The sequence below is a fragment of the Blautia sp. HCN-1074 genome (assembly GCF_037890165.1).
Lineage (GTDB): Bacteria > Bacillota > Clostridia > Lachnospirales > Lachnospiraceae > Blautia_A.
In genome coordinates, this window is sequence record NZ_JBBKBP010000016.1 from 12,243 (window position 1) to 36,292 (window position 24,050).

At 42.6% G+C, this 24,050-nt stretch carries 22 protein-coding genes and 1 riboswitch; of the genes, 18 read left to right on the plus strand and 4 right to left on the minus strand.

Annotation, left to right across the window (positions count from 1 at the left end; all coding sequences use genetic code 11):
* Window positions 1-134: 134 nt before the first annotated feature.
* Entirely contained in the window at window positions 135-1,331 is a 1,197-nt protein-coding gene (locus WKT11_RS13090; RefSeq protein ID WP_340284851.1) for an alanyl-tRNA editing protein, read from the plus strand.
* A 136-nt stretch (window positions 1,332-1,467) separates the two neighbouring features.
* On the plus strand, window positions 1,468-2,379 hold the full coding sequence (locus WKT11_RS13095; protein ID WP_330489878.1) for an amidohydrolase family protein: 912 nt from the start codon (window positions 1,468-1,470) through the stop codon (window positions 2,377-2,379).
* Window positions 2,380-2,444: 65 nt separating this feature from the next.
* Here WKT11_RS13095 and WKT11_RS13100 read toward each other — a convergent pair whose 3' ends face one another.
* The gene (locus WKT11_RS13100; protein ID WP_118410739.1) at window positions 2,445-3,623 is read right to left on the minus strand and encodes a hypothetical protein; all 1,179 of its coding nucleotides are present in this window, start codon (window positions 3,621-3,623) and stop codon (window positions 2,445-2,447) included.
* Window positions 3,624-4,160: 537 nt separating this feature from the next.
* Window positions 4,161-4,266: riboswitch (THF riboswitch) on the plus strand.
* An 87-nt stretch (window positions 4,267-4,353) separates the two neighbouring features.
* On the opposite strand from WKT11_RS13100, the gene WKT11_RS13105 reads away from it, so the two are divergent.
* Entirely contained in the window at window positions 4,354-4,914 is a 561-nt protein-coding gene (locus WKT11_RS13105; RefSeq protein ID WP_117676683.1) for a folate family ECF transporter S component, read from the plus strand.
* A gap of 263 nt (window positions 4,915-5,177) precedes the next feature.
* Here WKT11_RS13105 and WKT11_RS13110 read toward each other — a convergent pair whose 3' ends face one another.
* Window positions 5,178-5,954 (minus strand): GNAT family N-acetyltransferase, encoded by a 777-nt coding sequence (locus WKT11_RS13110; RefSeq protein ID WP_118630291.1) that lies wholly within the window; start codon window positions 5,952-5,954, stop codon window positions 5,178-5,180.
* A gap of 358 nt (window positions 5,955-6,312) precedes the next feature.
* Window positions 6,313-6,945, minus strand: coding sequence for an SGNH/GDSL hydrolase family protein (locus WKT11_RS13115; RefSeq protein WP_117676681.1), 633 nt, complete (start codon window positions 6,943-6,945; stop codon window positions 6,313-6,315).
* Window positions 6,946-7,480: 535 nt separating this feature from the next.
* Between WKT11_RS13115 and WKT11_RS13120 the strand changes: the two genes are divergently transcribed.
* The 8 genes from WKT11_RS13120 to atpC all read left to right on the plus strand — a co-directional run bounded on the left by WKT11_RS13120 (window position 7,481) and on the right by atpC (window position 13,979).
* On the plus strand, window positions 7,481-8,143 hold the full coding sequence (locus WKT11_RS13120) for a F0F1 ATP synthase subunit A (protein ID WP_117676680.1): 663 nt from the start codon (window positions 7,481-7,483) through the stop codon (window positions 8,141-8,143).
* A gap of 263 nt (window positions 8,144-8,406) precedes the next feature.
* Window positions 8,407-8,625 carry an ATP synthase F0 subunit C gene (gene atpE / locus WKT11_RS13125; RefSeq protein WP_019160512.1) on the plus strand — a complete coding sequence of 73 codons (219 nt, stop codon included), beginning with the start codon at window positions 8,407-8,409 and terminating at the stop codon, window positions 8,623-8,625.
* Between the two features lie 40 nt (window positions 8,626-8,665).
* On the plus strand, window positions 8,666-9,166 hold the full coding sequence (atpF, locus tag WKT11_RS13130) for a F0F1 ATP synthase subunit B (RefSeq protein WP_242986820.1): 501 nt from the start codon (window positions 8,666-8,668) through the stop codon (window positions 9,164-9,166).
* The gene (gene atpH, locus WKT11_RS13135) at window positions 9,147-9,650 is read left to right on the plus strand and encodes an ATP synthase F1 subunit delta (RefSeq protein ID WP_340284863.1); all 504 of its coding nucleotides are present in this window, start codon (window positions 9,147-9,149) and stop codon (window positions 9,648-9,650) included. Before atpF ends, atpH begins: the two co-directional genes overlap by 20 nt.
* A gap of 16 nt (window positions 9,651-9,666) precedes the next feature.
* Window positions 9,667-11,166, plus strand: a complete 1,500-nt coding sequence (gene atpA / locus WKT11_RS13140) for a F0F1 ATP synthase subunit alpha (protein WP_445291947.1) — start codon at window positions 9,667-9,669, stop codon at window positions 11,164-11,166.
* An 8-nt stretch (window positions 11,167-11,174) separates the two neighbouring features.
* Window positions 11,175-12,065 carry an ATP synthase F1 subunit gamma gene (atpG, locus tag WKT11_RS13145; RefSeq protein WP_117676676.1) on the plus strand — a complete coding sequence of 297 codons (891 nt, stop codon included), beginning with the start codon at window positions 11,175-11,177 and terminating at the stop codon, window positions 12,063-12,065.
* Between the two features lie 5 nt (window positions 12,066-12,070).
* On the plus strand, window positions 12,071-13,468 hold the full coding sequence (gene atpD / locus WKT11_RS13150) for a F0F1 ATP synthase subunit beta (protein WP_118247124.1): 1,398 nt from the start codon (window positions 12,071-12,073) through the stop codon (window positions 13,466-13,468).
* Between the two features lie 97 nt (window positions 13,469-13,565).
* Window positions 13,566-13,979, plus strand: a complete 414-nt coding sequence (gene atpC, locus WKT11_RS13155) for an ATP synthase F1 subunit epsilon (protein WP_118247125.1) — start codon at window positions 13,566-13,568, stop codon at window positions 13,977-13,979.
* 333 nt (window positions 13,980-14,312) lie between these two features.
* On the opposite strand, the gene bsh is transcribed toward atpC, so the two are convergent.
* Window positions 14,313-15,290, minus strand: a complete 978-nt coding sequence (bsh, locus tag WKT11_RS13160) for a choloylglycine hydrolase (protein ID WP_118630293.1) — start codon at window positions 15,288-15,290, stop codon at window positions 14,313-14,315.
* Between the two features lie 303 nt (window positions 15,291-15,593).
* Here bsh and WKT11_RS13165 point away from each other — a divergent pair, with 303 nt between their 5' ends.
* From WKT11_RS13165 to WKT11_RS13195, 7 genes are all read left to right on the plus strand, one after another.
* Entirely contained in the window at window positions 15,594-16,601 is a 1,008-nt protein-coding gene (locus WKT11_RS13165) for a LacI family DNA-binding transcriptional regulator (RefSeq protein ID WP_118137136.1), read from the plus strand.
* 363 nt (window positions 16,602-16,964) lie between these two features.
* Window positions 16,965-19,319: an alpha-xylosidase gene (gene yicI / locus WKT11_RS13170; protein ID WP_340284874.1), complete on the plus strand. Its 2,355-nt coding sequence runs from the start codon at window positions 16,965-16,967 to the stop codon at window positions 19,317-19,319.
* A 191-nt stretch (window positions 19,320-19,510) separates the two neighbouring features.
* Window positions 19,511-20,029 (plus strand): prepilin peptidase, encoded by a 519-nt coding sequence (locus tag WKT11_RS13175; protein ID WP_243118106.1) that lies wholly within the window; start codon window positions 19,511-19,513, stop codon window positions 20,027-20,029.
* The gene (locus tag WKT11_RS13180; RefSeq protein ID WP_243009266.1) at window positions 20,026-21,039 is read left to right on the plus strand and encodes a hypothetical protein; all 1,014 of its coding nucleotides are present in this window, start codon (window positions 20,026-20,028) and stop codon (window positions 21,037-21,039) included. The genes WKT11_RS13175 and WKT11_RS13180 overlap by 4 nt, the downstream gene beginning before the upstream one ends.
* Window positions 21,036-22,226, plus strand: coding sequence for a CpaF family protein (locus tag WKT11_RS13185; protein ID WP_117845133.1), 1,191 nt, complete (start codon window positions 21,036-21,038; stop codon window positions 22,224-22,226). Before WKT11_RS13180 ends, WKT11_RS13185 begins: the two co-directional genes overlap by 4 nt.
* Window positions 22,223-22,996, plus strand: a complete 774-nt coding sequence (locus WKT11_RS13190) for a type II secretion system F family protein (RefSeq protein WP_182438325.1) — start codon at window positions 22,223-22,225, stop codon at window positions 22,994-22,996. Before WKT11_RS13185 ends, WKT11_RS13190 begins: the two co-directional genes overlap by 4 nt.
* Before the next feature lie 8 nt (window positions 22,997-23,004).
* The gene (locus WKT11_RS13195) at window positions 23,005-24,033 is read left to right on the plus strand and encodes a type II secretion system F family protein (protein WP_181977708.1); all 1,029 of its coding nucleotides are present in this window, start codon (window positions 23,005-23,007) and stop codon (window positions 24,031-24,033) included.
* Window positions 24,034-24,050: the final 17 nt, after the last annotated feature.

Here is a 24,050-nt window from a genome sequence, read left to right on the forward strand (position 1 = left end):
ATAACAGTTTTGGAGCTTTTTGTTTTGCGATGAGGTGAGGGGGAATATGGTGTAGAGGGTGGACGTGGACTTGATAAGGATGATTTTTTGTTTTATACTTGAGGGCAGTGAAATATAGATGGTGCAACGTAAGTATGGGAATTGTAAGTTTGAAGATTGGCAAAGGAGAGACAGCAGTTATGACAGAGACAAGACGTTTATATTATGAAGATGTATATAAGAAGGAATTTACCGCGACCGTTCTGGAGTGTAGGGAGCGTAAGAATGGGTTTGTTGTGATTCTGGATGAGAGTGCTTTTTACCCGGAGGGTGGCGGCCAGCCGAGTGATGTGGGAACTCTGGGAGATGTGAAGGTGACGGAGGTTCATGAGAAGGATGGCGAGCTGCTTCATTATACGGAGCAGGCGTTGGAAGTGGGCGCGAAGGTTGAGGGTAAGATTGACTGGGAGCGTCGGTTTGATTTGATGCAGCAACATTCCGGAGAGCATATGGTGAGTGGTGTTATCCATGCGAAGTATGGTTATGATAATGTGGGATTTCATATGGGGAGTGATGTAATCACAGTGGATCTGAATGGGATGCTGGATGAAGCGCAGCTTGCGGAGATTGAGAGAGAAGTGAATGAGAAAGTGTGGGAGGATAAGGAAGTTGTGATTACTTATCCAACTGCGGAAGAATTGAAGACTCTGGATTACAGAAGCAAGAAGGAGCTGACAGGTCAGGTTCGTATTGTAGATTTTCCGGGAGTGGATGTCTGTGCGTGCTGTGGAACTCATGTGACTCATACAGGTGAGATCGGAATGGTGAAGCTTCTGTCTGTAGTGAAATTCCATGATGGTATTCGTATGGAGATGATCTGCGGTAAACGTGTTCTGAATTATCTGAATATGGTGAATGAGCAGAATCATCAGATTTCCATGAAGCTTTCTGCAAAGATGGACAGAACAGCAGATGCGGTACAGCGTCTGCAGGATGAGAACTTCCGCCTGAAGGGACAGGTTGCCCGTATGGAGGAGGATATGTTCCAGGCAGAGGCGAAGAAGTGGGAAGGCGCAGGAAGTGTCTTGATTTTTAAAGAAGGGCTGGAGGCAGATTCTGTTCGTAAGCTTGCAGATGCGGTGATGAATACCTGTCAGGGATGCTGTGCGGTATTTTCCAGAAATGAGGATGGAAGCTACAAGTATGCTATGGGCGAGATTGACGGAGATCTGCGCCAGTATACAAAGGAGATGAATGCTGCATTAAATGGCAGAGGCGGCGGCAAGCCATTCTTTGTGCAGGGATCTGTGCAGGCAACAGAGAAGGAAATTCGTGGTTTTTTTGAGAAATAAACAAGTCATAGAAAATATCTGCTTATTCAATGTGTTGTAAAACGTTTTGTTTTAACTATTGGGAGCATTAACGATAGAGTTATATTGAGTGAAGGTTAATTTTGATGACAAATGAGTCTGGCTATTAAAAAGAAAAATGGATGGAAGTAGCGAAACGAATGAAAGCAGAGGAACAGAAGAAATGTTTGGAGAATGTCATGCGCATATAATTATGGACGGTGTGAATTACCGCCATGCGATTGATCTGCATAGGAATGGACCGGATGACAATGTGATAAGGGAACATTTGAAAATATATCAGGACAGAGGGATTATCTTTGTGCGTGATGGCGGAGATGCATTGGGAGTTTCAGCGCGGGCGAAGGAACTTGCACCAGAGTATGGCATTGATTATCGGACGCCTGTGTTTGCTATTCATAAAGAGGGGCATTATGGTTCAATTGTCGGGAAAAGCTTTTCTACGATGCCGGAATTTTATAAACGTGTGCTGGAAGCGAAAGAGCAGAGTGCGGATTTTATTAAGATCATGACGACAGGACTGCTGGATTTTAATGCACATGGAGCAATTACCGGAACACCGTTGGATGCGACGGAAGTAAAGGAAATGGTACATATTGCGCATGAGGAAGGTATGGCTGTGATGTCTCACACCAATGGAACTTACGGTGTGCAGGCAGCAGTGGAGGCTGGCGTGGACAGTCTGGAGCATGGGAATTATATGAATGAAGAAAGTCTTACCATGTTATCTGAGAGCCATACTGTGTGGGTGCCTACTCTGGTTACTGTGCGAAACCTTCTGGGTGACGGGCGGTATGCGGATGAGACTTTAAAACCAATTATTGAGACAGCAGAGGAAAATGTGAGAAAAGCATTTAGGCTTGGTGTGAAGGTGGCGCCGGGAAGTGATGCAGGAGCTTACCGAGTTCTTCATGGACAGGGGATTCAGGATGAAATGCAGGCATTTGTGCAGATTCTGGGAAATGAAGAAAAGGCTTATCAATGGCTGATGGAAGGCGAAATGGAAATCCGAAAGAAATTTTGTAGATAGAATAAAATAGACCGTAGCAAGTATTTTCAGAATTTAACTGAGAGTATTTGCTACGGTTTTATTTTTTACGAATCTTGTACTTTGACAGCAGTATAAATATTGGAAGATTTTGACCTGGAAGGATGGAAAGTAATGCGGACATAATCTCCGTATTCCATGCCTCCCTCGGTAAGGTTTTCAGCATTTTCGATGCGGAAGGTATCTACAGCTCCATCGTCCGTCTGTAAAGTGATTGTATTGGCGGTGCTGCCAATGATCGTACCGGATGCGGTAAAGGAAATATGTTTATTGTCAATGGTATCAGGATCCTCACCGGTTACGGCAATGATACGGACTGCTTCAAAAGGATTGGTCTGCAAGTCCCCGATATAGGTAACATTTACGTGAGAGCCAGGTGCAATCCCGCCTTTGAAGTAAGCTGGTATTGCGGACATATCAAGATTGAAGGTAGTATCACTTCCGGCTGGAAGAATCTGGAGGATGTTTGCATTTACTCCCTGTATAGTTGCCAGAAATTGTTTTTCGGTATTGGCAATCTGTTCAGGAGTTAATGTGACATTTGGAGCCGGAGTTGGTGTCGGATCAGGAATCTGCAAGTTTTCCAGATCGGAGATACTGAGTACTTTCAGATGACTTGCATTCAGGGATGCGGAAGCGTCATCGGAAGTGTCTGGAAATTTACCTTTGAATGTCAGGTAAACCCAGTTTCCGACCTTGATTCCGTTTTGATAATATTGCTCAGTTCCGGTAATCGGGTAGGTAGCAGTTTTACCCTTTTTTGATTTTATGGTAATTGTATTGGAGGTCAGGGAGATAACCTGTCCATGAGCAGTTCTTTTCTTTAGTTTGTTTTTTTTGTGATATTCATCTACGACTTTGAGAACATGCACGCTGCTGGTATCTGTACCGGAGAGCTGCCCCTCATAAATAATACTGATCTCGTCACCGGTGATCATTCCGCCCTTACATTCCAATGTGGCATTAGAAACATTAAATACATAAGAGGCACTGTCTGTATTCAGGATGAGCTGACTTCCGGAAAAATCCTGCAAGGTGCCGGAGAGCTCATCCATATAAACGCGGTCTTTGGCTTCGGTTGTAGTTGTGGTATCAGATGAAGAAGTGAGTTCCCGGACGGATGTATCTCCGGTAGATGTAAATTGTTCCAGTACAGTTCCAGGGCTGCATCCGGCAATAGAGAAGCTAAGACCGGCACAGACACATGCAGCAAGCAGTTTTTTCATAATATAGACAGGACCTCCGATAAATCATTCGTTTGAACATGATTCCTGCCGTATGCAATAATTATTTACAGAGAGGGATACCGTCTTCTGGTGGTTCAGGGATAAAATCAAAAATTTTCCGGTAGCTTTCCCATTCGTCATTGTCTTTGGCAGGAGTGCATATCAGGCCGGTACATTCCGTACAGGCGTTGGTATTCAAGTAATTATCATAACATATATTATAAGGATTTTGGCAGTTATTTTTGCATATTTCTGACATTTTTTTACCTCCATGATTATAGCAGACCGGGACGGAATATCTGTATTCATGTAATTTCTCATTGCTGAAGATGCCGGACTGCTGCATAATGTTATAGTATTAGTATATGCGGCTGTTTTATTCATAGACTTATGAGTGTTTGCAGCAATACTCTCAAGTAAAAAAGCAGATTATTCGTATAGAATGAACAAAAAGCAGCATTCAAATTTGTGAAAATAATAACGGAAAATATATTGTAATTTTTATGAATTGTGTTATAATTTCGATAAATAAATAATAGCGAAGTAGGATTTTATGCGTCAAGTGTTCACAGGCTGGGGAGTCGCCGTGAAACGAAAAGCAGAAAAGCGAGCTGCTTACGATATAATTTCCGCACCCGTTGCTACATGTGAGGACATCTCATAATGTGGAGGGATTATTATTTATGTAACTACTCTATTTTTTTAAACACATTATGGAGGTGTTTTTATTATGCAGAAAAAACAATATTGGAACGTAAAAACATTGGTGTTCATGGCTCTTCTGATCGCCATGCATCTGGTACTCACACGAGTTCTGGTCATTGATCTTGGTGCGTATCGTATTTCTGTGGGAAGTGTATGTACAATCCTTGCTGGTCTGTGGCTGGGCCCGGTAGCAGGTGGTGTCTGTGGATTATGTGCAGATATTATCGGATGCTTCATGAAAGGTTATGCGGTAAACCCGTTTATTACAGTTGCGGCAATCCTCTGGGGTGTTCTTCCTGCTCTTGCGAAACCATTGTTTGCAAACAGAAAGAAAACCGGAAAAACAGTTGGTATCTGTGTATCTATCGTGGTGACTGCAATTCTCAGTTCTCTGGTATTTACAACAGCTGGTCTTGTAATCATGCTTGGTTACAACTTCTATGCGATCATGCCGGGAAGACTGGTACAGTTTGCAATTATGATTCCGATCTACTGTGTACTGACCTGCCTGCTGTACTTCAGCCCGCTGACAGCAATGGTTGTTGGTAATGCGGCACCGGCAGTATTGAAGAAGAAAACCGTATAAATAAGGTGAAGGCAGAGAGCCAGAATTCAGAAAAAAATGATGGATCTGTTGAAATCAGAAAAACGGTAACAGAATAAGACTTGAATAATGGACTGATAAGATAACATAGCATGCGCGAACTATGTTAATTACATATCAATCGATTCCCCGAAAAAGAAAAAAGTGAAGATAAAGAAGCCCGCTGTGGAGCAGATAAATGAAACTGCTTTATAGTGGGCTTCTTTGATTTGAGAATATCATCGGATTTATTTTTGTACTTTCATTTATTTCTCAGGTGGGAAATTCCCATTTTCATCCGGCTGCACGCGGAACCAGTAGGTATAAAGCTGGTGAAATCCGAGTGATTTATAAAGTGCCCGGGCATTATCATTTCCTTCAACGACCTGAAGGTAAGCATTCTGTGCACCTTTTTTCATCCCCTCTTTCAGAAGTCCGGTGCAGATCTGGCGTGCATAGCCATGCTTGCGATATTCTTCTTTGACGTGGATAGCGTAGATACCTATATAATCACGATCCAGAATTCCAAGTCCGGTTGCAATAATCTGTCCGTCTATACGGATGGAAGCGCAGATCGTTTCTTTCAGGATGGCCTGATACATGGATGGAACGACCTTTCGATGAATCGGATTTGTGGTATTCTTTAAACGGAACAGACTTTCAATCCATTCGGAAGGAATGTTATCGCAGAAAGTCACGTCAGGATATGGTGCCTCCAGATGTGCTGTTTTCAAACTCATTGCCATGACGTTTGTTGTATGTTGGATTGCATATCCGCGGTTCTCCAGGACATAATCAAAGTCCGGGGAAACAAGGGGGCTGATTTTAAAAACAGCAGGAGTTCCCAGGCGTTTGTAGACGCTTTCGCAGTAAGGGATTTTTTCTCTCCATGTGAGAGTGGAATTTCCAAACTGCTCTACGCTGTTGGTTCTGTGTGTATAAAAATAGGAAAATCTCAGAATCCAGCCATCATACAGTTCCATCTTGTGAGAAGGCCAGGCATTCAGGGACATATCTTCGATTTGCTTAATTGTAGTTTCCATATAATAAGGAAGACTCCTTTCGATAAGATACTTATATACTGAAGTGTCTTTTTTGAATTATACAGAGTTTGAAAAAAATGTGCAAGGTTGTTTGGCATGAAGATCTATGATTTCAAAAGGATTAAAGGTAGATGAAAAAAACAGTTTTGAAATTGTTATGAATAGAAGAGAGTGTCATATGATCATCGAAAGTCAATCGGATATTCGCAATCCGCTTTCGCTACTTGCTCATAACCAAATAACTGCTTCGCAGTTTATCAGAAGGGGCTTGTACCCCTTCTGATACAAGCAAGTCCCCACCCACTGCTTATTGCTCTTCGCAATTGAAGCAGGGGACTTACTTGATTTGGTTAAATGGTCAGTGGAACTCTTTTATTATTACTTCATACAACAGAGTAGCAAGTAATTCGTGTCCATATCGAGTAAGGTGAATGCCATCAGTAGTAATCTGGTCAAATCCCTTTTGAATTGCTTCATTATTAAAGTAATCATGTAATGGCAGAAAAGGCAGATTGAACTTTTCGGAGAGCTGTCGGATATGAGTGGACATGGTTCGGACGTAAGGAATCCATGTCTGATATTCTTCGGGGTGAGGAAAGATAAATGGTTCCATGAGAATCACCTGTCTGGCATCTCTGGTAAGCAGTTTTAGTAATTCTTTATAATGTGCAACAAAGTCCTGCATCATTTGCTTTTTCTGGAACTCGGTGCGGTCAGTGTTCATCATCAGACCGATATCATTGACACCAATCAAAAGTGTGATAATTGGAGAGCGGTGCAGGGGAATTCTTTGCAGTCTGATATTTTCCAGAACTCTTGCTACAGTGAATCCATCAATGCCGTAATTTTTGAATTGCATTGTATCAGATATATTTATAGTATGTTTCTGAAACATTTCAGAAAGCATCTGTACATATCCGTTTCCCAGAGGGAAATCTTCGAATAAATGATTACAGTCCGTGATGCTGTCTCCGAGACAAATGATCTGCATAAAAATTTTCTCCTGTATAGTATGTCTTAAAATGGTATTACCAATATATAGATTGGTAAGTTTGGGAATATAAAATTTATATAAAAACTATATAAAATAATATCATCAGCTTACAGTTCGGTCAATGAAAAATGCCGTTTTTTCGTGAAAATGCCTTGGGAAAACTGTGAAAATAGATTTTTAATCAAAAATAACTGGATAGAATGTACAAAAAACAGAACTATTTTTGTCGGAAATGGTCAAAATGATTGTTGACTTTTTAATAGATTCGAATATAATAAACTCAAAATCTTGAATCTCTTAAAGAATTTATAAACAAATTATAAATTTTAAATATGATTATCCGGATGAATCCCAATCCTTAGCGGATGTGGATTAAATAAAATTTCTACCGGATAAAAAGATACTTTTCAGGCTTTCCGATAAGAACAGAAACAACAAAGACGGACCTCAAAATGGAAGAAGTGAAAAGAAATCAGAGGGATTCGAAATAGAAAAGGAGGGAAAAGAAACGGGTAATTTAGCAAGCACGTTAATGGAAGAACTTCAATGTAAGACAGTTTTTACCATACCTGTGTTTGGAGGAATACCGATCGCAGAATCAGTAGCAGTGACATGGGTGATCATGGCAGTGCTTTTAATTTTGTCATTGGTGCTCGTAAGAAACCTGAGTGTGGAAAACCCTGGTAAGAAACAGCTTTTATTGGAAGCAGGAGTAGGTTTTCTTCATAACTTCTTTGAGGATATCCTTGGAGAAGAGGGAAAAATGTATATTCCCTATCTGATGACAGTTGTCATTTACATTGGAATTGCAAACATTTTCGGTGTGTTTGGATTTGTACCGCCTACAAAGGATTTAAACTGTACGATTGGACTGGCCATTATCAGTATTTTCCTGATCGAGTATGCAGGATTTCATAAGAAAGGTCTGAAAGGCTTTCTCAAAAGCTTCGCAGAACCGTCTCCGGTCATGCTGCCGATCAATATTCTGGAGATCGCCATTCGTCCGACATCACTTTGTATGCGACTTTTTGGTAATGTGTTAGGAAGCTATGTGGTTATGAAACTTCTTGAGTTTATATGCCCGGCAATTCTTCCTATCCCATTCAGCCTGTATTTTGATTTCTTTGACGGATTCATTCAGGCGTATGTATTTGTATTCTTAACTTCTTTATTTATTAAGGAAGCTATTGAATAAAAAAGATTACTGTTCATACAGGAATATGACATCTATATAAGACCTGAGACGCGGGACATAAGGGATAAGACAGCAGTTATGAACAGCGCTTAAATGCTGTCCGGATAATCCGGTGGGTCATAACGGTCATAAACAACCGTTGGTACAGACATCTGTTGCACAGGCATCAAATGATCTCATCGGAATATCGACAGGATAGCATATTGTGAAGAAAGATTTGTAATATTTAGTTTATTTCAGTTAAACAACAGGAGGAAAAAGTTATGTTAGTAGCAATTGGAGCAGCAATCGCAGTTATGACAGGTATCGGAGCAGGTATTGGTATTGGTATGGCAACATCCAAAGCAGTTGAAGCAATCGCAAGACAGCCAGAAGCAGAAAGCAAGATCAGTAAAGCACTTCTTTTAGGATGCGCCCTTGCCGAGGCAACAGCTATTTACGGTTTCGTTATCGGTCTTCTGATCGTTATCATGCTTGGCTAATTAATGGATAAAGAATACATACGAAAGGCAGGTGGGACAGGTGATCGAGATTAACATCAACCTGGTCTTTACAATTATTAACCTGATTGTTCTTTATCTTTTAATGAAGAAGTTTCTGTTTGGTCCGATCCTTAACGTGATGGAACAGAGAAAAAACATGATCGACCAGCAGTTCGCAAGTGCCAAAGAAACTGAAGAGAAGGCATACGAACTGAAAGGCAAATATGAAGATGCACTCAAATCTGCGAAAGACGAATCCATGCGAATTGTAAACCAGGCGAAGGATGAGGCAAAAGTACAGGCTGACCGTATTGTAAAAGATGCAAATACACAGGTCGGTGAAATGCTTAATAAAGCAAAGGCAGATATCAAGACAGAGCAGGAAAATGCTATGAAAGCTATGGAAAGCAGAGTGGCAGAGATTGCGCTGGATGCAGCCTCAAAGATCATGGGAGAGAAAAACAGCAGTCAGCAGGATTTGTCCCTTTATGACCAGTTTATAAAAGAGGCAGGTGATTCCAATGACGGAAACAAGCATTAATTATGCAAAAGCATTATATGAGCTTTCTGTCCCGGAAGAAGCTGTTTTGGAGACAGAAAAGATTTTCGAGGGTACCCCGCAGTTAAAGGGTGTCCTTGAGAATCCGCTGGTTTCTTTAAAAGAAAAAGAACATGTAATTGACAGGGTTTTCCCACAGGAGATGAAGAATTTCCTGAAGATAACCTGTAAATATCAGAAAATCAGCAGCATTGAGGAGATTCTGGAAGCGTACGGTGATTACAGCCGTAAGCAGAAAGGTATCCTGAAAGCTGTCCTCACATATGTAACAAAACCGGAAGAAGCCCAGAAAGAGAAGATGGAGGATTTCCTTCGCAGGGAATTCGGAGCAAAGGAAGTCATTCTTATTCTGAAAGAAGACAAATCTTTGATCGGTGGCTTCATTCTTTCTGCCGGAGACAAAGAGTATGACTGGAGTCTCCGCGGACGTTATACGAAATTAAGACAGAAATTGACACGGAGGTGAATAAAAGTTGGCTGCAGTGAATCCAGATGAAATCATTTCGATTCTGAAAGAAGAAATAAAGAATTATGACGAAATCAGCAAGGACCAGGAAGTAGGAACAGTCATCTCCGTCGGAGATGGTATCGCCACGGTATATGGTATCGATCATGCCATGTACGGTGAGGTTGTAACCTTTGAGAATGGTCTGAAAGGTATGGTTCAGGATATCCGTGCAAACAGCATCGGATGTATCCTGTTCGGTAAAGATACAGGAATCAAAGAAGGAACAAAGGTGGCAAGAACCCAGAAACAGGCAGGTGTGCCTGTAGGTGACGCTTTTATCGGAAGGATTGTAAATGCTCTGGGAGCACCGATCGATGGTAAAGGCGAGATCAAGGCAGACGGGTATCGTCCAGTAGAGAATCCGGCACCTGGGATCATTGAGAGAAAATCTGTAACAGTTCCGCTGGAAACAGGTATTCTTTCCATTGACTCCATGTTCCCGATCGGCCGTGGCCAGCGTGAGCTGATCATCGGTGACAGACAGACAGGTAAGACTTCCGTTGCACTGGATACCATTCTTAACCAGAAAGGTAAAGATGTAATCTGTATCTATGTTGCAATCGGACAGAAAGCTTCCACAGTAGCTAAAATTGTATCTACTCTGGAGAAACATGATGCTATGGACTATACAACAGTATTCTCCTCCACAGCCAGTGACTGTGCACCACTTCAGTACATTGTTCCTTATGCAGGTACTGCACTTGCTGAGTACTTCATGTACAAGGGAAAAGATGTATTAATGGTTTATGATGATTTATCCAAGCATGCAGTTGCATATCGTGCACTGTCATTGCTTCTGGAACGTTCACCGGGACGTGAGGCTTATCCTGGAGATGTATTCTATCTCCATTCCAGATTACTGGAGCGTTCCAGCCGTCTGAATGAAAAGGCCGGCGGTGGTTCTATCACTGCACTTCCTATCATTGAGACACAGGCAGGTGACCTTTCCGCATATATTCCTACAAACGTTATTTCCATCACAGATGGTCAGATCTTCCTGGAGAGTGACCTGTTTAACTCCGGTATGCGTCCGGCGGTTAACGTAGGTCTTTCCGTATCCCGAGTTGGTGGTGCTGCACAGGCAAAAGCCATGAAGAAAGCAGCAGGAAGTGTCCGTATCGATCTGGCTCAGTATCGTGAGATGGAAATCTTTACACAGTTCAGTTCTGATCTGGACGAGGCTACAACTCAGCAGCTGAAATACGGAAGCGGACTTATGGAACTTCTGAAACAGCCGCTTTCAAGCCCGTTAAGTCTTCATGAACAGGTCATCACTCTTTGTGCGGCAACACACAAGGCAATGATGCACGTGGAAACTAAGAAGATGAAGAAGTATCAGAGAGATATGCTGGACTACTTTGACAGTGCTTATCCGGAAATCGGAAGAGAGATCGAGGAGAAGAGACAGCTTCCGGATGAACTGGCAGAAAAGATCGTGAAAGTGGCAGAAGAATTTGCAGATAAGAGCAGGTAGGTGTTGATATGGGCAGTACGAAAGAGATTCAGACTCGAATGAAAAGCATTCAGGACACCATGAAGATCACCAATGCCATGTATATGATTTCTTCATCCAAGATGCAGAAGGCCAAAAGAATCCTGTCCGATACAGAACCGTATTACTATAATATGCAGGCGGCAATTTCCCGAATCCTGCGTCATATGCCGGATACAGAGCATCCTTTTTTCAGTATCCGTCATAAAATCGCAGAGGAAGACCGTAAGATCGGTTGTATCGTAGTTACCGGTGATAAAGGTATGGCAGGTGCCTATAACCATAATATCCAGAAAATAACAGAACAGTTTATGGCAGAGCATGAGCACTGCAAGCTTTATGTGCTGGGTATGGTAGGCCGTCAGTATTTCACGAAGAAACATATGGATATCGCAGAGAACTTTCCATATACAGTACAGAAACCGACCATGCACAGAGCGCGTCTGATCTCAGAGGAGATTGTCAGAGCGTTCCTGGACAGAGAACTGGACGAAGTACGTATTTTCTATACGGAGATGCAGAGTGCAGTTGCAATGGAGCCGGTGAATATGCAGCTTCTTCCATTGAAGAAAGCAGAGTTCCTGCCAAATCAGGCAATGCTTGCGGACATGCCGCAGGAGGAAATTGTGCTGTCACCATCAGCCGATGTACTTCTGAATACCATGATCCCCAATTACCTGACCGGCCTGATCTATGGATGTCTTGTAGAAGCGTATGCCAGTGAAAATAATGCCAGAATGATGGCAATGCAGTCCTCTACGGACAGTGCAAAGAAGATGCTCAGGGAGTTATCCATTGAGTATAACCGTGCGCGTCAGGCTGCCATCACACAGGAAATCACTGAGATTGTCAGCGGTGCAAAAGCACAAAAAAGGAAGTGACGACGATGAACAAAGGTAAAATTGTACAGGTTATGGGACCTGTTGTAGACGTTGTTTTTGAAGATGGAAATCTTCCTGAGATCAAGGATGCCCTTGAGGTAGAGAACAACGGTAAAAGATGTGTAATGGAAGTTTCCCATCATCTGGGAAACAATATGGTACGCTGCATTATGCTGAGCGCAAGCGAAGGCTTACAGCGAGACAGAGAAGTCATCGCCACAGGAAGCGGCATTAAGGTTCCTGTAGGTGATAAGACACTGGGACGTTTATTTAACGTACTTGGTGATACAGTAGATGATGGTCCTTCCCTTGAGGGAGAACAGAAATGGGTCATCCACAGAGATCCGCCGGATTTCGAACATCAGAAACCGGCTGTAGAAATCCTGGAAACAGGTATTAAGGTTATCGACCTTCTTGCACCATATGCAAAAGGTGGTAAGATCGGTCTGTTCGGTGGTGCCGGTGTTGGTAAGACAGTCCTGATCCAGGAGCTGATCCAGAACATTGCTACAGAGCATGGCGGATATTCCATTTTCACAGGTGTTGGAGAGCGTTCCCGTGAAGGTAACGATTTATGGTCAGAAATGAAGGAGTCCGGCGTTCTTGAAAAAACAGCCTTAGTGTTCGGACAGATGAACGAGCCGCCGGGATCCCGTATGCGTGTTGCTGAAACCGGACTGACAATGGCCGAATACTTCAGAGATGAAGAACACAGAGATGTGCTTCTTTTCATTGATAATATTTTCCGTTTTGTACAGGCCGGTTCCGAGGTTTCCGCCCTTCTTGGACGTATGCCTTCAGCCGTAGGTTATCAGCCTACACTGGCTACTGAGATGGGTGAACTTCAGGAACGTATCGCTTCTACTAAGGATGGTTCTGTAACATCTGTACAGGCTGTCTATGTACCAGCAGATGACCTGACTGACCCGGCTCCTGCAACTACATTCGCTCATCTGGATGCAACAACCGTTCTTTCCAGAAAGATCGTAGAGCAGGGTATTTATCCGGCTGTTGATCCGCTGGAATCTACTTCCCGTATCCTTGAGCCGGATGTTGTTGGTGAAGAACATTATGAAGTAGCACGTAAAGTACAGGAAATCCTTCAGAAGTATAAAGAACTTCAGGACATCATCGCTATTCTTGGTATGGAAGAGCTTTCTGAAGAAGATAAGAGCACTGTATTCCGTGCAAGAAAGATCCAGAAGTTCCTTTCCCAGCCATTCCATGTAGCTGAGAACTTCACAGGTATCAAGGGTAAATATGTTCCTCTGAAAGAAACCATCCGTGGATTCAAGGCAATCGTTGATGGTGAGATGGATCAGTATCCGGAAAATGCTTTCTTCAATGTTGGTACAATTGAGGATGTTATCGAGAAAGCTAAAGCTGAGATGGGTCAGGCGTAAAGTTTCAGGTTTTCATCATGTTTAAGTCAGAGCGTTCAAAAGGAATGCTAAAGTGATAGTTGAAAAGTGAAACAAGGATTGAATAAGGAGACTTCATATGGCAGACACATTTGGTCTTGAGATTTATGCCAGTAATAAGTTGGCATTTGCAGGACGTGCCAGGACTCTGACCATTCCGGCTGTTGACGGCGAGCAGGCTTTTCTGGCACAGCATGAGAATATCGTTGCGGCTATCATTCCTGGGGAAATGCGTTTCGAGGAAGCAGATGGTACAAAGCATGTTCTGGCTGTGAGCAGTGGGTTTGTAGAGATGATCAATAACCGTGCGAAACTGTTCTGCCTGACAGCAGAGAGTCCGGAGGAGATCGATATCCGCAGAGCACAGGAAGCGAAGGAAAGAGCAGAGGAGCAGTTGAGACAGAAGCAGAGTATTCAGGAGTATCATATGAATCAGCTGGCGCTGTCGAGAGCTATGGCACGACTTCGAGTTACGAGTCATAAAGAGATATAGGGTTACATTTTGGTAAATGTAAGGAAAACCCCAAAGGGAAGTTCCCAAAGGGGACGCTTGAGCAGCGTCCCCTCTGGACACCCCTTGCGCTTCTTTTAGGAGCGCGAGGTTTTTTATGTGGGAATAAACTAACTTGGCGGATTTGCCAGGTTGGGTTAAAAAAGTCACCGCGGATTGCGGTGGCTTTTTTTCGGTAGTGGGTAGTTGGGGGATTGTGGGATGGATTTACGGTGTTTTGGGTATGGGGAGATTTATGAGGAGAGCTGGGAATGAAAATGAGAAAAACGGCTGCCGGGTACTTGGAGGTATCTGGGCAGCCGTTTTTGGGATAAGTTAGTTTTGAAAATTTATATTTTGTTCTGTAAGAACTGGATAGCGGACTAATGTAGTAGTGTCGAGATTTTCATGATGCATGTTTACGGCGGAAATCTGGTGGTTTTCGTAGGTTGTGTAGTAGTAGATTCCTTTGGTGGCGTTGCAGCAGGAGGTGTACAGGGTGATTTCGTATTTTCCTTCTGTTACTTCGCAGCAGCCTCTCTGCTGGTCTACGGAGCCGAGGATGTGGAAGAACTGGCTGACGCTTTCTGACTCGGTTTCACCGGATTTGGAGTTCATTTTGGTGAAGGCTACTTTGGCGAAGCGGGAGGCGGAGGAGAGGTCTCCCGGCAAGCCGAGGGCACCCATGCCGCGGCTGTAGGACTGGAGGTTCAGGCCTGGGGCAAAGGTGTTTTGTGGCTGGCGTGGGGATAGTCCCTGGTAGTTGTTTAGCTGGAACATCTGCTGTGGGAATGGCGGGTTGTTTGTCAGTACGCCTACCGGGTTATCGTAAATATGAAGGCCGTCTTTCATGGATTCGATTACGATACAGCCGGAAACATCTGCAAGGATCCAGTGGAGCTGGGCACAAGGGAAGTTTTTGCTGAACTGGGTGTTGGTGAGGTTCATGGCGGAGAGTTTCTGGCGTGCTTCTTCTAATGTGGCACACTGGCTGAGAATCCATGGGATAAATTCAAACTGGGCAACGTTTTCTTTTCCGGATACGGGTTCTGCGTAAACAGCGTTTCCGACGAAGTTCAGGCCTGCCATTCCGAGTCCTTTTTCGTTAATAGCATCATAATAAAGGGGATAATCATCGGCAACGTGAGCCATGCCAATGATGGCATAGTGGTTGTCCAGAACTTTGTCTGAATGGCGGAAATGGAATGGATAGTTTCTTGGTGTGATGGTGATTTCGTCACCGTAGGAAAATTCGTAATCGAGAGTTCTGCCGAAATAGAAATCTTTTGTTTTGTAAGTTGCTGCTGTGCACATATTACTACCTCCTGTTGTATGAAAATTATGTCAGTCAATGGCTGATAATATACGGGTAAAACATTTATTTTTTGAGAATATTACCACAAACTTTCTGGTTTATGCAAGATATATGTGGCTATTTTGGAGATATATGTAGTATACTGAGTATTGTTTATATGCTACTGGCATAACGCTTTCCAAATAACTATACCACGTAATTGATATAGGTATTTATGAAACGGCACACTGGCTTGTGAGGTACTTGACATTACTTGTTGTTCATGTAGCATATTATCGAAAGAAGTAAGGGGACGGACAAAAATGGTTACGATTAAAGAAATTGCGGAAATGGCAGGGGTGAGCACAACAACAGTATCTAATGTGCTGCACAAAAAGACGGCACGTGTTTCTGCAAATACAATAGAAAAAGTGGAAAAACTGCTTGCAGAAAACAACTATATTCCCAGGCTGGGATTAAATGCGCTTACTAATAAAAGCTCTAAAATTATCAGCATTTTGATCAATACGCCTGCATTTGCCAGAGGTTCTGCATATGAAAGTCCTTTTTACGGACGGATTATTGGTAAGCTGGAGGAGCTTTTGCGGAAAAAGGGATATTATATCATGATTTTTTCGGATAAGAATGTAGAAGAAATCGAGAAAATGACACTTGGATGGAACGTAGACGGGATTATTTCGATTTCTATGCCTTTTGCATACTGTAAAAAAATCTCGGGGCTTTCGGATAAGCCTATGGTTTCCATAGATATGGGAGAAATTCCGAAAGAGGAAGAGAAGTTTTATCTTGTGACTTCCGAAGATGAAAAAGCCGGAGCCGAGATGAGTGAATATCTGATTTCCAATGGGACAAAAAAAATCATATATCTGGCAAATGCCGTTCATGGAGCTGACTATCGTAGATATCAGGGAGCAAAGAAAACAGCAGACAGGAAAAGCTGTGAGCTGGAGATGAAGTTACTTCCGACAGAAACAGAAGGAAGACAGATGGTATATGGGGAATTGCTGAAATATGCAGGAACAGATACAACGCTGCTCTTTTCCACAGATAAAAATGCAGCGGAGATGATTTCTTTTCTTCACAGAAATGATGTAAAAGTGCCGGAAGATATTTCTGTAGCAGGAATAGATGATGATGTGTTTGCGACTATTGTATATCCGACGATTACGACCATGAAAATTGACGTAGAGGAAAAGGCAAATATGGCGGTGGAGATTCTGATGAGACTGATCCAGGGGGAATCATGTATGCCTTATATTTATAAAACAAAGGTGCAGCTGATAGAGAGAGAAAGTGTAAAAAAGAGATAGAATAACATAGAAGAACTGACAATAGAGTGAAAAGAAAATATTCTGTGTAGAGTCACGTAGTGGAAGCGGATTGCGAATAGCATAAATTCTGTGCATCGCGAAGCGTGTTACTGAGAACGGAGTGAACAGAAACTGCCTTTTGGATATCATGAGAAAAGGGCAGTTTTTTTATTTAGCTTAGGTTATGAAGAAAACCTACAATAAAAATGACAAAAATACAAAATAAAATGTTGACAATGCACATAACATCGATTATATTGAAAATATCAAAAAGCAACAGTTTGAAAGAGAATTGTCAATAAAAAGTTAGTGTATCAATTTGTCAATGCGTGATTTATGAGATTAAAACGAGGAGGATCAGGAATGAAATTCACAGAAGGTTACTGGGAGAAGAATGAACGTGCCAATGCATCTTATGCAATGCAGGCTTTTACAGCAGAAGAAATTCCGGGAGGAATGAGAATTGTTTCTCCGTTTAGAGAAATCAACGACAGAGGCGGCGCTCTTGACGTAGGAACGATTACTACAGAGTTTACTTCTGTGCGTAAGGATATTATCAGTGTCAGAAGCTATCATTATCAGGGATATATTAAGGGTGAGCCAAGATATGAACTGAATGAGGATCCGCAGGAGACAGAAGTAGAGATCACAGATGCTGAAGCTGTTATGAAAGCGGGCAGAATGACAGTAAGAGTAGATCTGAAAGATTTTAAGATCACTTATGAGGCAGATGGAAAGGTTCTTACCGGTATCGCATTCCGTAATCTGGGATATATGCAGTATGACAGAGCAACACTGACCAAATTCCCGGAACCAAACTATATGGCAGCACAGTATCAGCCATATATGGTAGCAGAACTTTCTCTTGATCCGGGAGAATGTGTATACGGACTTGGAGAAAGATTTACAGCATTTGTAAAGAATGGACAGGTAGTAGATGTATGGAATGAAGACGGTGGTACTGCATCTCAGATTTCCTATAAGAATATTCCATTTTATGTAACTAGCAAACATTACGGTGTATTTGTAGATCACAGCGACAATGTTTCTTTTGAAGTTGCAAGTGAGAAAGTAGAAAACGTAGGATTTTCTGTAAAAGGTGAAGAAATCCGCTATCATGTAATCTACGGTGATGATATCAAAGGTGTGCTTGAGACTTATACAGACCTTACCGGAAAACCGGCACTGCCACCGGCATGGTCCTTTGGATTATGGCTTTCCACATCCTTTACAACTAATTATGATGAAAACACGACAAACTCCTTTATCCAGGGAATGGCTGACAGAGATATTCCGTTAAATGTATTCCATTTTGACTGCTTCTGGATGAAAGAACTTCACTGGTGCGATTTTGAATGGGATGAGAGAATTTTCCCTGATGTACCGGGAATGCTGAAACGTTATAAAGATAAAGGCCTGAAGATCTGCGTATGGATCAATCCTTATATTGCACAGGGAACTGCATTTTTCAAAGAAGGAATGGAGAAAGGGTACCTGGTACAGCGTGCAGATGGAAGAGGAGTAAAACAGATTGATAACTGGCAGCCTGGAATGGGACTGGTTGATTTTACAAATCCGGCTGCAACAAAATGGTATACAGATAAGTTGAAAACATTGCTTGATGCCGGTGTTGACTGCTTCAAGACAGACTTTGGTGAGAGAATTCCGATTGATGTGAAATATTATGATGGTTCCGATCCGGTTTCCATGCATAACTATTATACATACCTCTACAACAAGGCAGTATTTGGTCTTCTGAAGGAAGTAAAGGGAGAAGGAGAAGCAATCCTTTTCGCAAGAAGTGCGACAGCAGGCGGACAGCAGTTCCCGGTTCACTGGGGAGGTGACTGCTCTGCAACATATGCTTCCATGGCTGAGAGCTTAAGAGGTGGTCTGTCATTTACCTTATCCGGATTCTCCTTCTGGAGCCACGATATGGGTGGATTTGAAATGACAGCAGCGCCGGATGTATACAAACGTTGGCTGCAGTTTGGCCTTCTTTCCACACACAGCCGTCTCCACGGATCCAAGAGCTATCGTGTACCGTGGCTGTTTGATGATGAAGCGGTAGATGTGTGCCGTAAATTTACAAAACTGAAATTAAGATTAATGCCATATCTGTATTCCATGGCTGTGAAATCACATAAGACAGGTATTCCGTCCATGAGAGCGATGATCATGGAATTTAATGATGATCCTGCGACAAAATATCTGGATATGCAGTATATGCTGGGTGACAGCATTCTGGTTGCACCGATCTTTAACAAAGAAGGTCATGTAGAATATTATCTTCCAAATGGAAAATGGACTCATCTGTTAAGCGGCGAAGTGAAAGAAGGCGGCAGATGGTATGCAGAAGATTATGACTTCTTCTCATTACCGGTATTTGTAAGAGAGAATACACTGCTTCCGATCGGCGCAGTGGATACAACCGCAGATTATGAACTGGAGAAAGATGTACAGATTCAGGTTTATGAGCTGAATGGTAAAGGCTCCTGCAAAGTTGTGACACGTAAGGGCGAAGATGCATTTACAGTAAATGCTGTAAAAGAAGGAAATAAACTTACACTGGAAGCTTCCAGAGAGAATCCGGGAATAACATATCTTCTCAGAAATATTCATGAGGTTTCTTCTGTTGCGGGCGGAAGTGTAGTAAAAGACACAGAAGACGGTATCATCCTGGCACCGGAAGGATGCAAAATAGAAGTTGTATACTAAGTAATCATTTTATAATTATTTTAGAAATTCGACAAAAAATAGGACTGGACAAATCGATTGTCCGGTCCTATAATAATATTCACCAGAGTTCTTCTGGTAATTCAATCCCGCCAGTTCGGCGGTAAATTCCACTTTTAATTTTTATAAAAAACGAAAGAATAAGCAGTTATGAGAAAAATCTAAGATGGGAGGTGATACGATATGGATTTTTTCACCTTTTTCCTGTAGTAGTTGCCGCAGTAGCCATGATTATGGACATTCGCGTTGCGAAAGTCGATAATGGATGGATCTTGTTCTCTCTGATTCTGGGGCTGACCGGATGTATCTGGCGAAAAGGAATTGCAGGAATAAGCTATTTCGTTGTGGGAAGTATAATGCCTTTGTTTCTTATCGTTCTGTTCATTTTCGGAATGATGGGTGCGGGAGACATTAAGTTGTTTTGTGCACTGGGAGGAGTAATGGGCCTTGGGGCTATCTGGAAATGTATTCTTTTTTCTTTTCTGGCAGGCGCATGTATTGCTGTTGTGCTTCTGATCTTCAATCACAATTTCTGTGAACGGATTCTTTATTTTATAAAATATGCAGAGAATACAGTGAGTACGGGAAAGATCACTCCTTATCGGAGTAAAGATATTTCTGCACCGGAGAATTTCCACTTTACGATTCCTGTTTTTGTAAGCGTGCTGTTATATGCAGGAGGTATCTATTGAAAAGAAATATTTTTGCAGTATGTGATCTGGAAGTGGATTATGCGCTGAATTTTATGGACTATTTAAATCAGAAAAAGAATATTCCATTTGAAATACAGGCATTTACAACTGTGGAGAAGCTGATTGCCTATGGGAAACATACACATATAGAGTTGCTGCTGATTTCCGGGCGCGCAATGTGCCGCGAAGTCCGGGAAATGGATATTGGAAAGGTCATTATTTTATCGGAAGGGGTACATCCTCCGGAACTTGACCAGTATCCGAGCGTGTATAAGTACCAGTCTTCTTCGGATGTACTTCGGGAAGTGATGGCATGTTATGGTGCTGAAAAAAAGACAGTATCTGATCAGCTTGCTGTCTTAAAAAAGACGACAGAGCTTATTGGAGTTTTTTCTCCGTTGGGGCGTTGCCTGAAAACTTCTTTTGCATTGACACTTGGACAGATACTTGCCAAAGACAGGGCAGTCCTTTATCTGAATCTGGAGGAATATTCCGGGTTTGAAGAACTGATGGGAAAGGGATTTGCGCATAATTTAAGTGATCTTCTTTATTATGTGCGGCAGGATAACCAGAATCTTCTCTATAAGATGAATAGTATGATACAGACTATAAACAATCTGGATTATATACCGCCTGTGCAAATGCCGGCAGACATTCACACAACAGCCTGGCAGGACTGGGAAAGGCTTTTGCAGATGATCATGCTTGATAGTTCATATGAGATGATCGTGCTGGATATAGGATGTGGGATTGACGAGAATTTCCAGCTTCTGGATATGTGTAAGAAGATTTATATGCCGGTGTTGTCTGATACGGTTTCACAGTGTAAGATCGCCCAGTTTGAAAATCTGGTCCGAATCTGGGATTATCCTCAGATACTGGAAAAGACAGAGAAGATCACTCCTCCTTTTCATATGATGACCGGTCCGCCGTCAGGATATATTGAACAGTTGATGTGGAGTGAACTGGGAGATTATGTGAGAAACCTTCTGAGAAAGGAAAAAGGATGAATAAAGATGTATTTAGAACTTTGCGCCAGATGTTAATGGAGGAACTGGATCTGTCGAGAGAGTTATCAGATAAAGAGATTCTTGATGTAATTGATGAACTGATCCTGAATCAGATGAAGGATGTCCGTCTTGCACTGAAAGAAAAAGTGCAGCTTCGTCAGGAACTTTTTTATTCTGTGCGTAAACTGGATGTTTTGCAGGAACTGGTGGATGATGAGACAGTTACTGAAATTATGGTAAATGGACCTGACACGATTTTTGTGGAGCGGGACGGCAGACTGATCAGATGGCATAAAAGCTTTACGTCTGCTGAAAAGCTGGAAGATGTGATTCAGCAGATCGTAGGTAAATGTAACCGCGTGATCAATGAATCTATGCCAATTGTGGATGCCAGACTGGAGAATGGTTCCAGAGTCAATGCAGTAATCTACCCGGTAGCGTTAAACGGTCCGATCCTTACGATACGGCGTTTCCCCGAACACCCCATTACAATGGAAAAGTTGATTGCGCTGGGAAGCATTACCAAAGAATGCGCAGATTTTCTGCAGAAACTTGTAAAAGCGAGGTATTCCATGGTCATAGGCGGTGGAACCGGAAGCGGTAAAACTACATTTCTTGCAGCTATGTCAGAATATATTCCCAAAGATGAAAGACTGATCACGATTGAAGATAATGCAGAGCTTCGCATCAGGGGAATAGACAATCTGGTACGTCTGGAAGCAAAGATGGCCAACATGGAGGGTGCAGTGTCAGTTACGATCAGGGATCTGATCAAATCAGCACTTCGAATGCGCCCTGACAGGATCATAGTGGGAGAAGTCAGAGGCGGAGAGGCAATGGATATGCTTCAGGCATTGAATACAGGGCATGAAGGGTCGCTGTCAACTGCCCACGCCAACTCTGCCAGAGACATGCTATCCCGTCTGGAAACAATGGTTCTTATGGGTGTTGACCTTCCATTGGAGGCTATCAGGAGACAGATTGCATCCGGTGTGGATATTCTGGTACATCTGGGACGAATGAGAGATAAATCAAGAAAGCTATTAGAGGTAACCGAAGTGTGTGGTTTCGAAAATGGAGAAATCCAGATTCGGCCATTGTATCAATGGAAGGAGGGAAAAGGACTGGTAAAGACTGCTTCCCTCCTCAATGTGGAAAAACTGGAAAGAGCGGGGATTGAACTATGAAAGGGAAAGAAAAAGAACAGCGTTATCTGAAACGGGACTATGGTCATTATCATTTTACGGTGAAGGAATTTATGAAATATACAGGACAGGCAGCGGGACTTTGTGCTGTGGCAGATTATCTTTTTTACAGAAGTGCCTGGGTACTGCTTCTTATGCTTCCGGCGTTAGTATTTTATCTGAAATGGCAGCAGAACCGTATGATCAGGGAAAGAAGAAAGAAGCTGAATTACCAGTTTAAGGATGCGCTAACCTCTCTGAGTGTTGCGGTTCAGGCAGGATATTCCGTGGAAAGCGCAATAAAGACCTGTGTCAGGGATCTGGAGCGGTTATACGGAAAAGGAACTGATATTGTAGAAGAATTTCGCTACATTGAAAGTCAGCAGCATATCAGTGTTCCTTTAGAGGAATTGTTTCTGGATCTGGGGTCAAGAAGCCAGGTGGAAGATATCGAGAATTTTGCATCAGTGTTTTATACAGCCAAGCGTACAGGTGGTGATATGAATCGTGTGATTCAGAAAGTAGCGCGCATGCTGGGAGATAAGATCGATGTAAAAAAAGAAATCGAAGCAACTCTGGCTGCCAAGAAATCGGAGCAAATGATCATGAGTCTTATGCCTGCGGGTATCATTATGTATTTACAGTTGACCTCGCCGGGCTTCTTAAGTGTTCTTTATGGAAATCCCTTTGGAATTGCAGCAATGAGTATCTGTCTTGCTATTTATGCTACGGCATACTGGCTTGGCAGAAAGATCGTAGATATTGAGGTGTGACAGTACAAATGTGGGTACATATTGTCATTTTTATCATACTTTTGTGTGCACTGGCCGGGTGGGAAAAAGGGTGGATTCCATCTTCCGGGATTGGGGGAAAAGAAGGAATCAGGCTATTCATGGTGGTGGCAATATCCGGGAATTTACTTGGAATGATCCTTACCGCGGGAAATGGCAGACAAGTGTATCCTCAGGGATACCGTCTGGAAAAGGAGGATACAGGATCATATGAGAAGGAATTTATGGTATCCGTGGATGGAGAAGAGCCGGTCTCCATGTACATACAGGTACCGGAAAAAGAACTGGAAGAACAGGAAGAACCGAAACAGGATAAGAAACTGACCAGAGAAGAGCAGGCGCAGAAAGATCTGGCGGAGGCAGTGACACGATATAATGAACAGCAAAACGATCCGGATTATTATTACCTTCCGGATAAGCTGGATGGAAAAAAGATACAGTGGGAAAGCCCTGCGGATACTTCAGGAATGCTCCTGACAGGTTTGTTTCTTGTTGCGGCGATGGCAATTCTTGTAATGAAGGGAAGGGAAGAACAGGTTCAGCTTCAAAAAAGGTATGAAGAACTTCTGATGGATTATCCCGGGCTGATCATGAAATTTACACTTCTGGTTCAGGCGGGAATGACTGTAAGGAAGGCATTTCAGAAAATTTCGCTGGATTATAGCAGAAAGAAAAAATCAAAGCCAAGACCGGCGTATGATGAGATACGAATCGTTTGTTATGAAATGGAAAGCGGAGTTTCTGAGAGTGAGGCGTACAGAAGATTCGGAGAAAGATGTGGACAGGCGAAATATAAAACTTTTGCCACACTTCTCATCCAAAATCTTCAGAAGGGCAGCAGACAGATGGCTGATATGCTCGAAAGAGAGTCTATGGAGGCCTGGGAAGAACGCAAGAGAAAGGCACGTGTTCTCGGAGAAGCTGCCGCAACAAAGCTTCTGGTACCGATGATCATGATGCTGATGGTCGTGATGGCAATCGTTATGATTCCGGCCTTTCTGTCATTTTATGGAACATGATAAAGGAAAGAAGATAT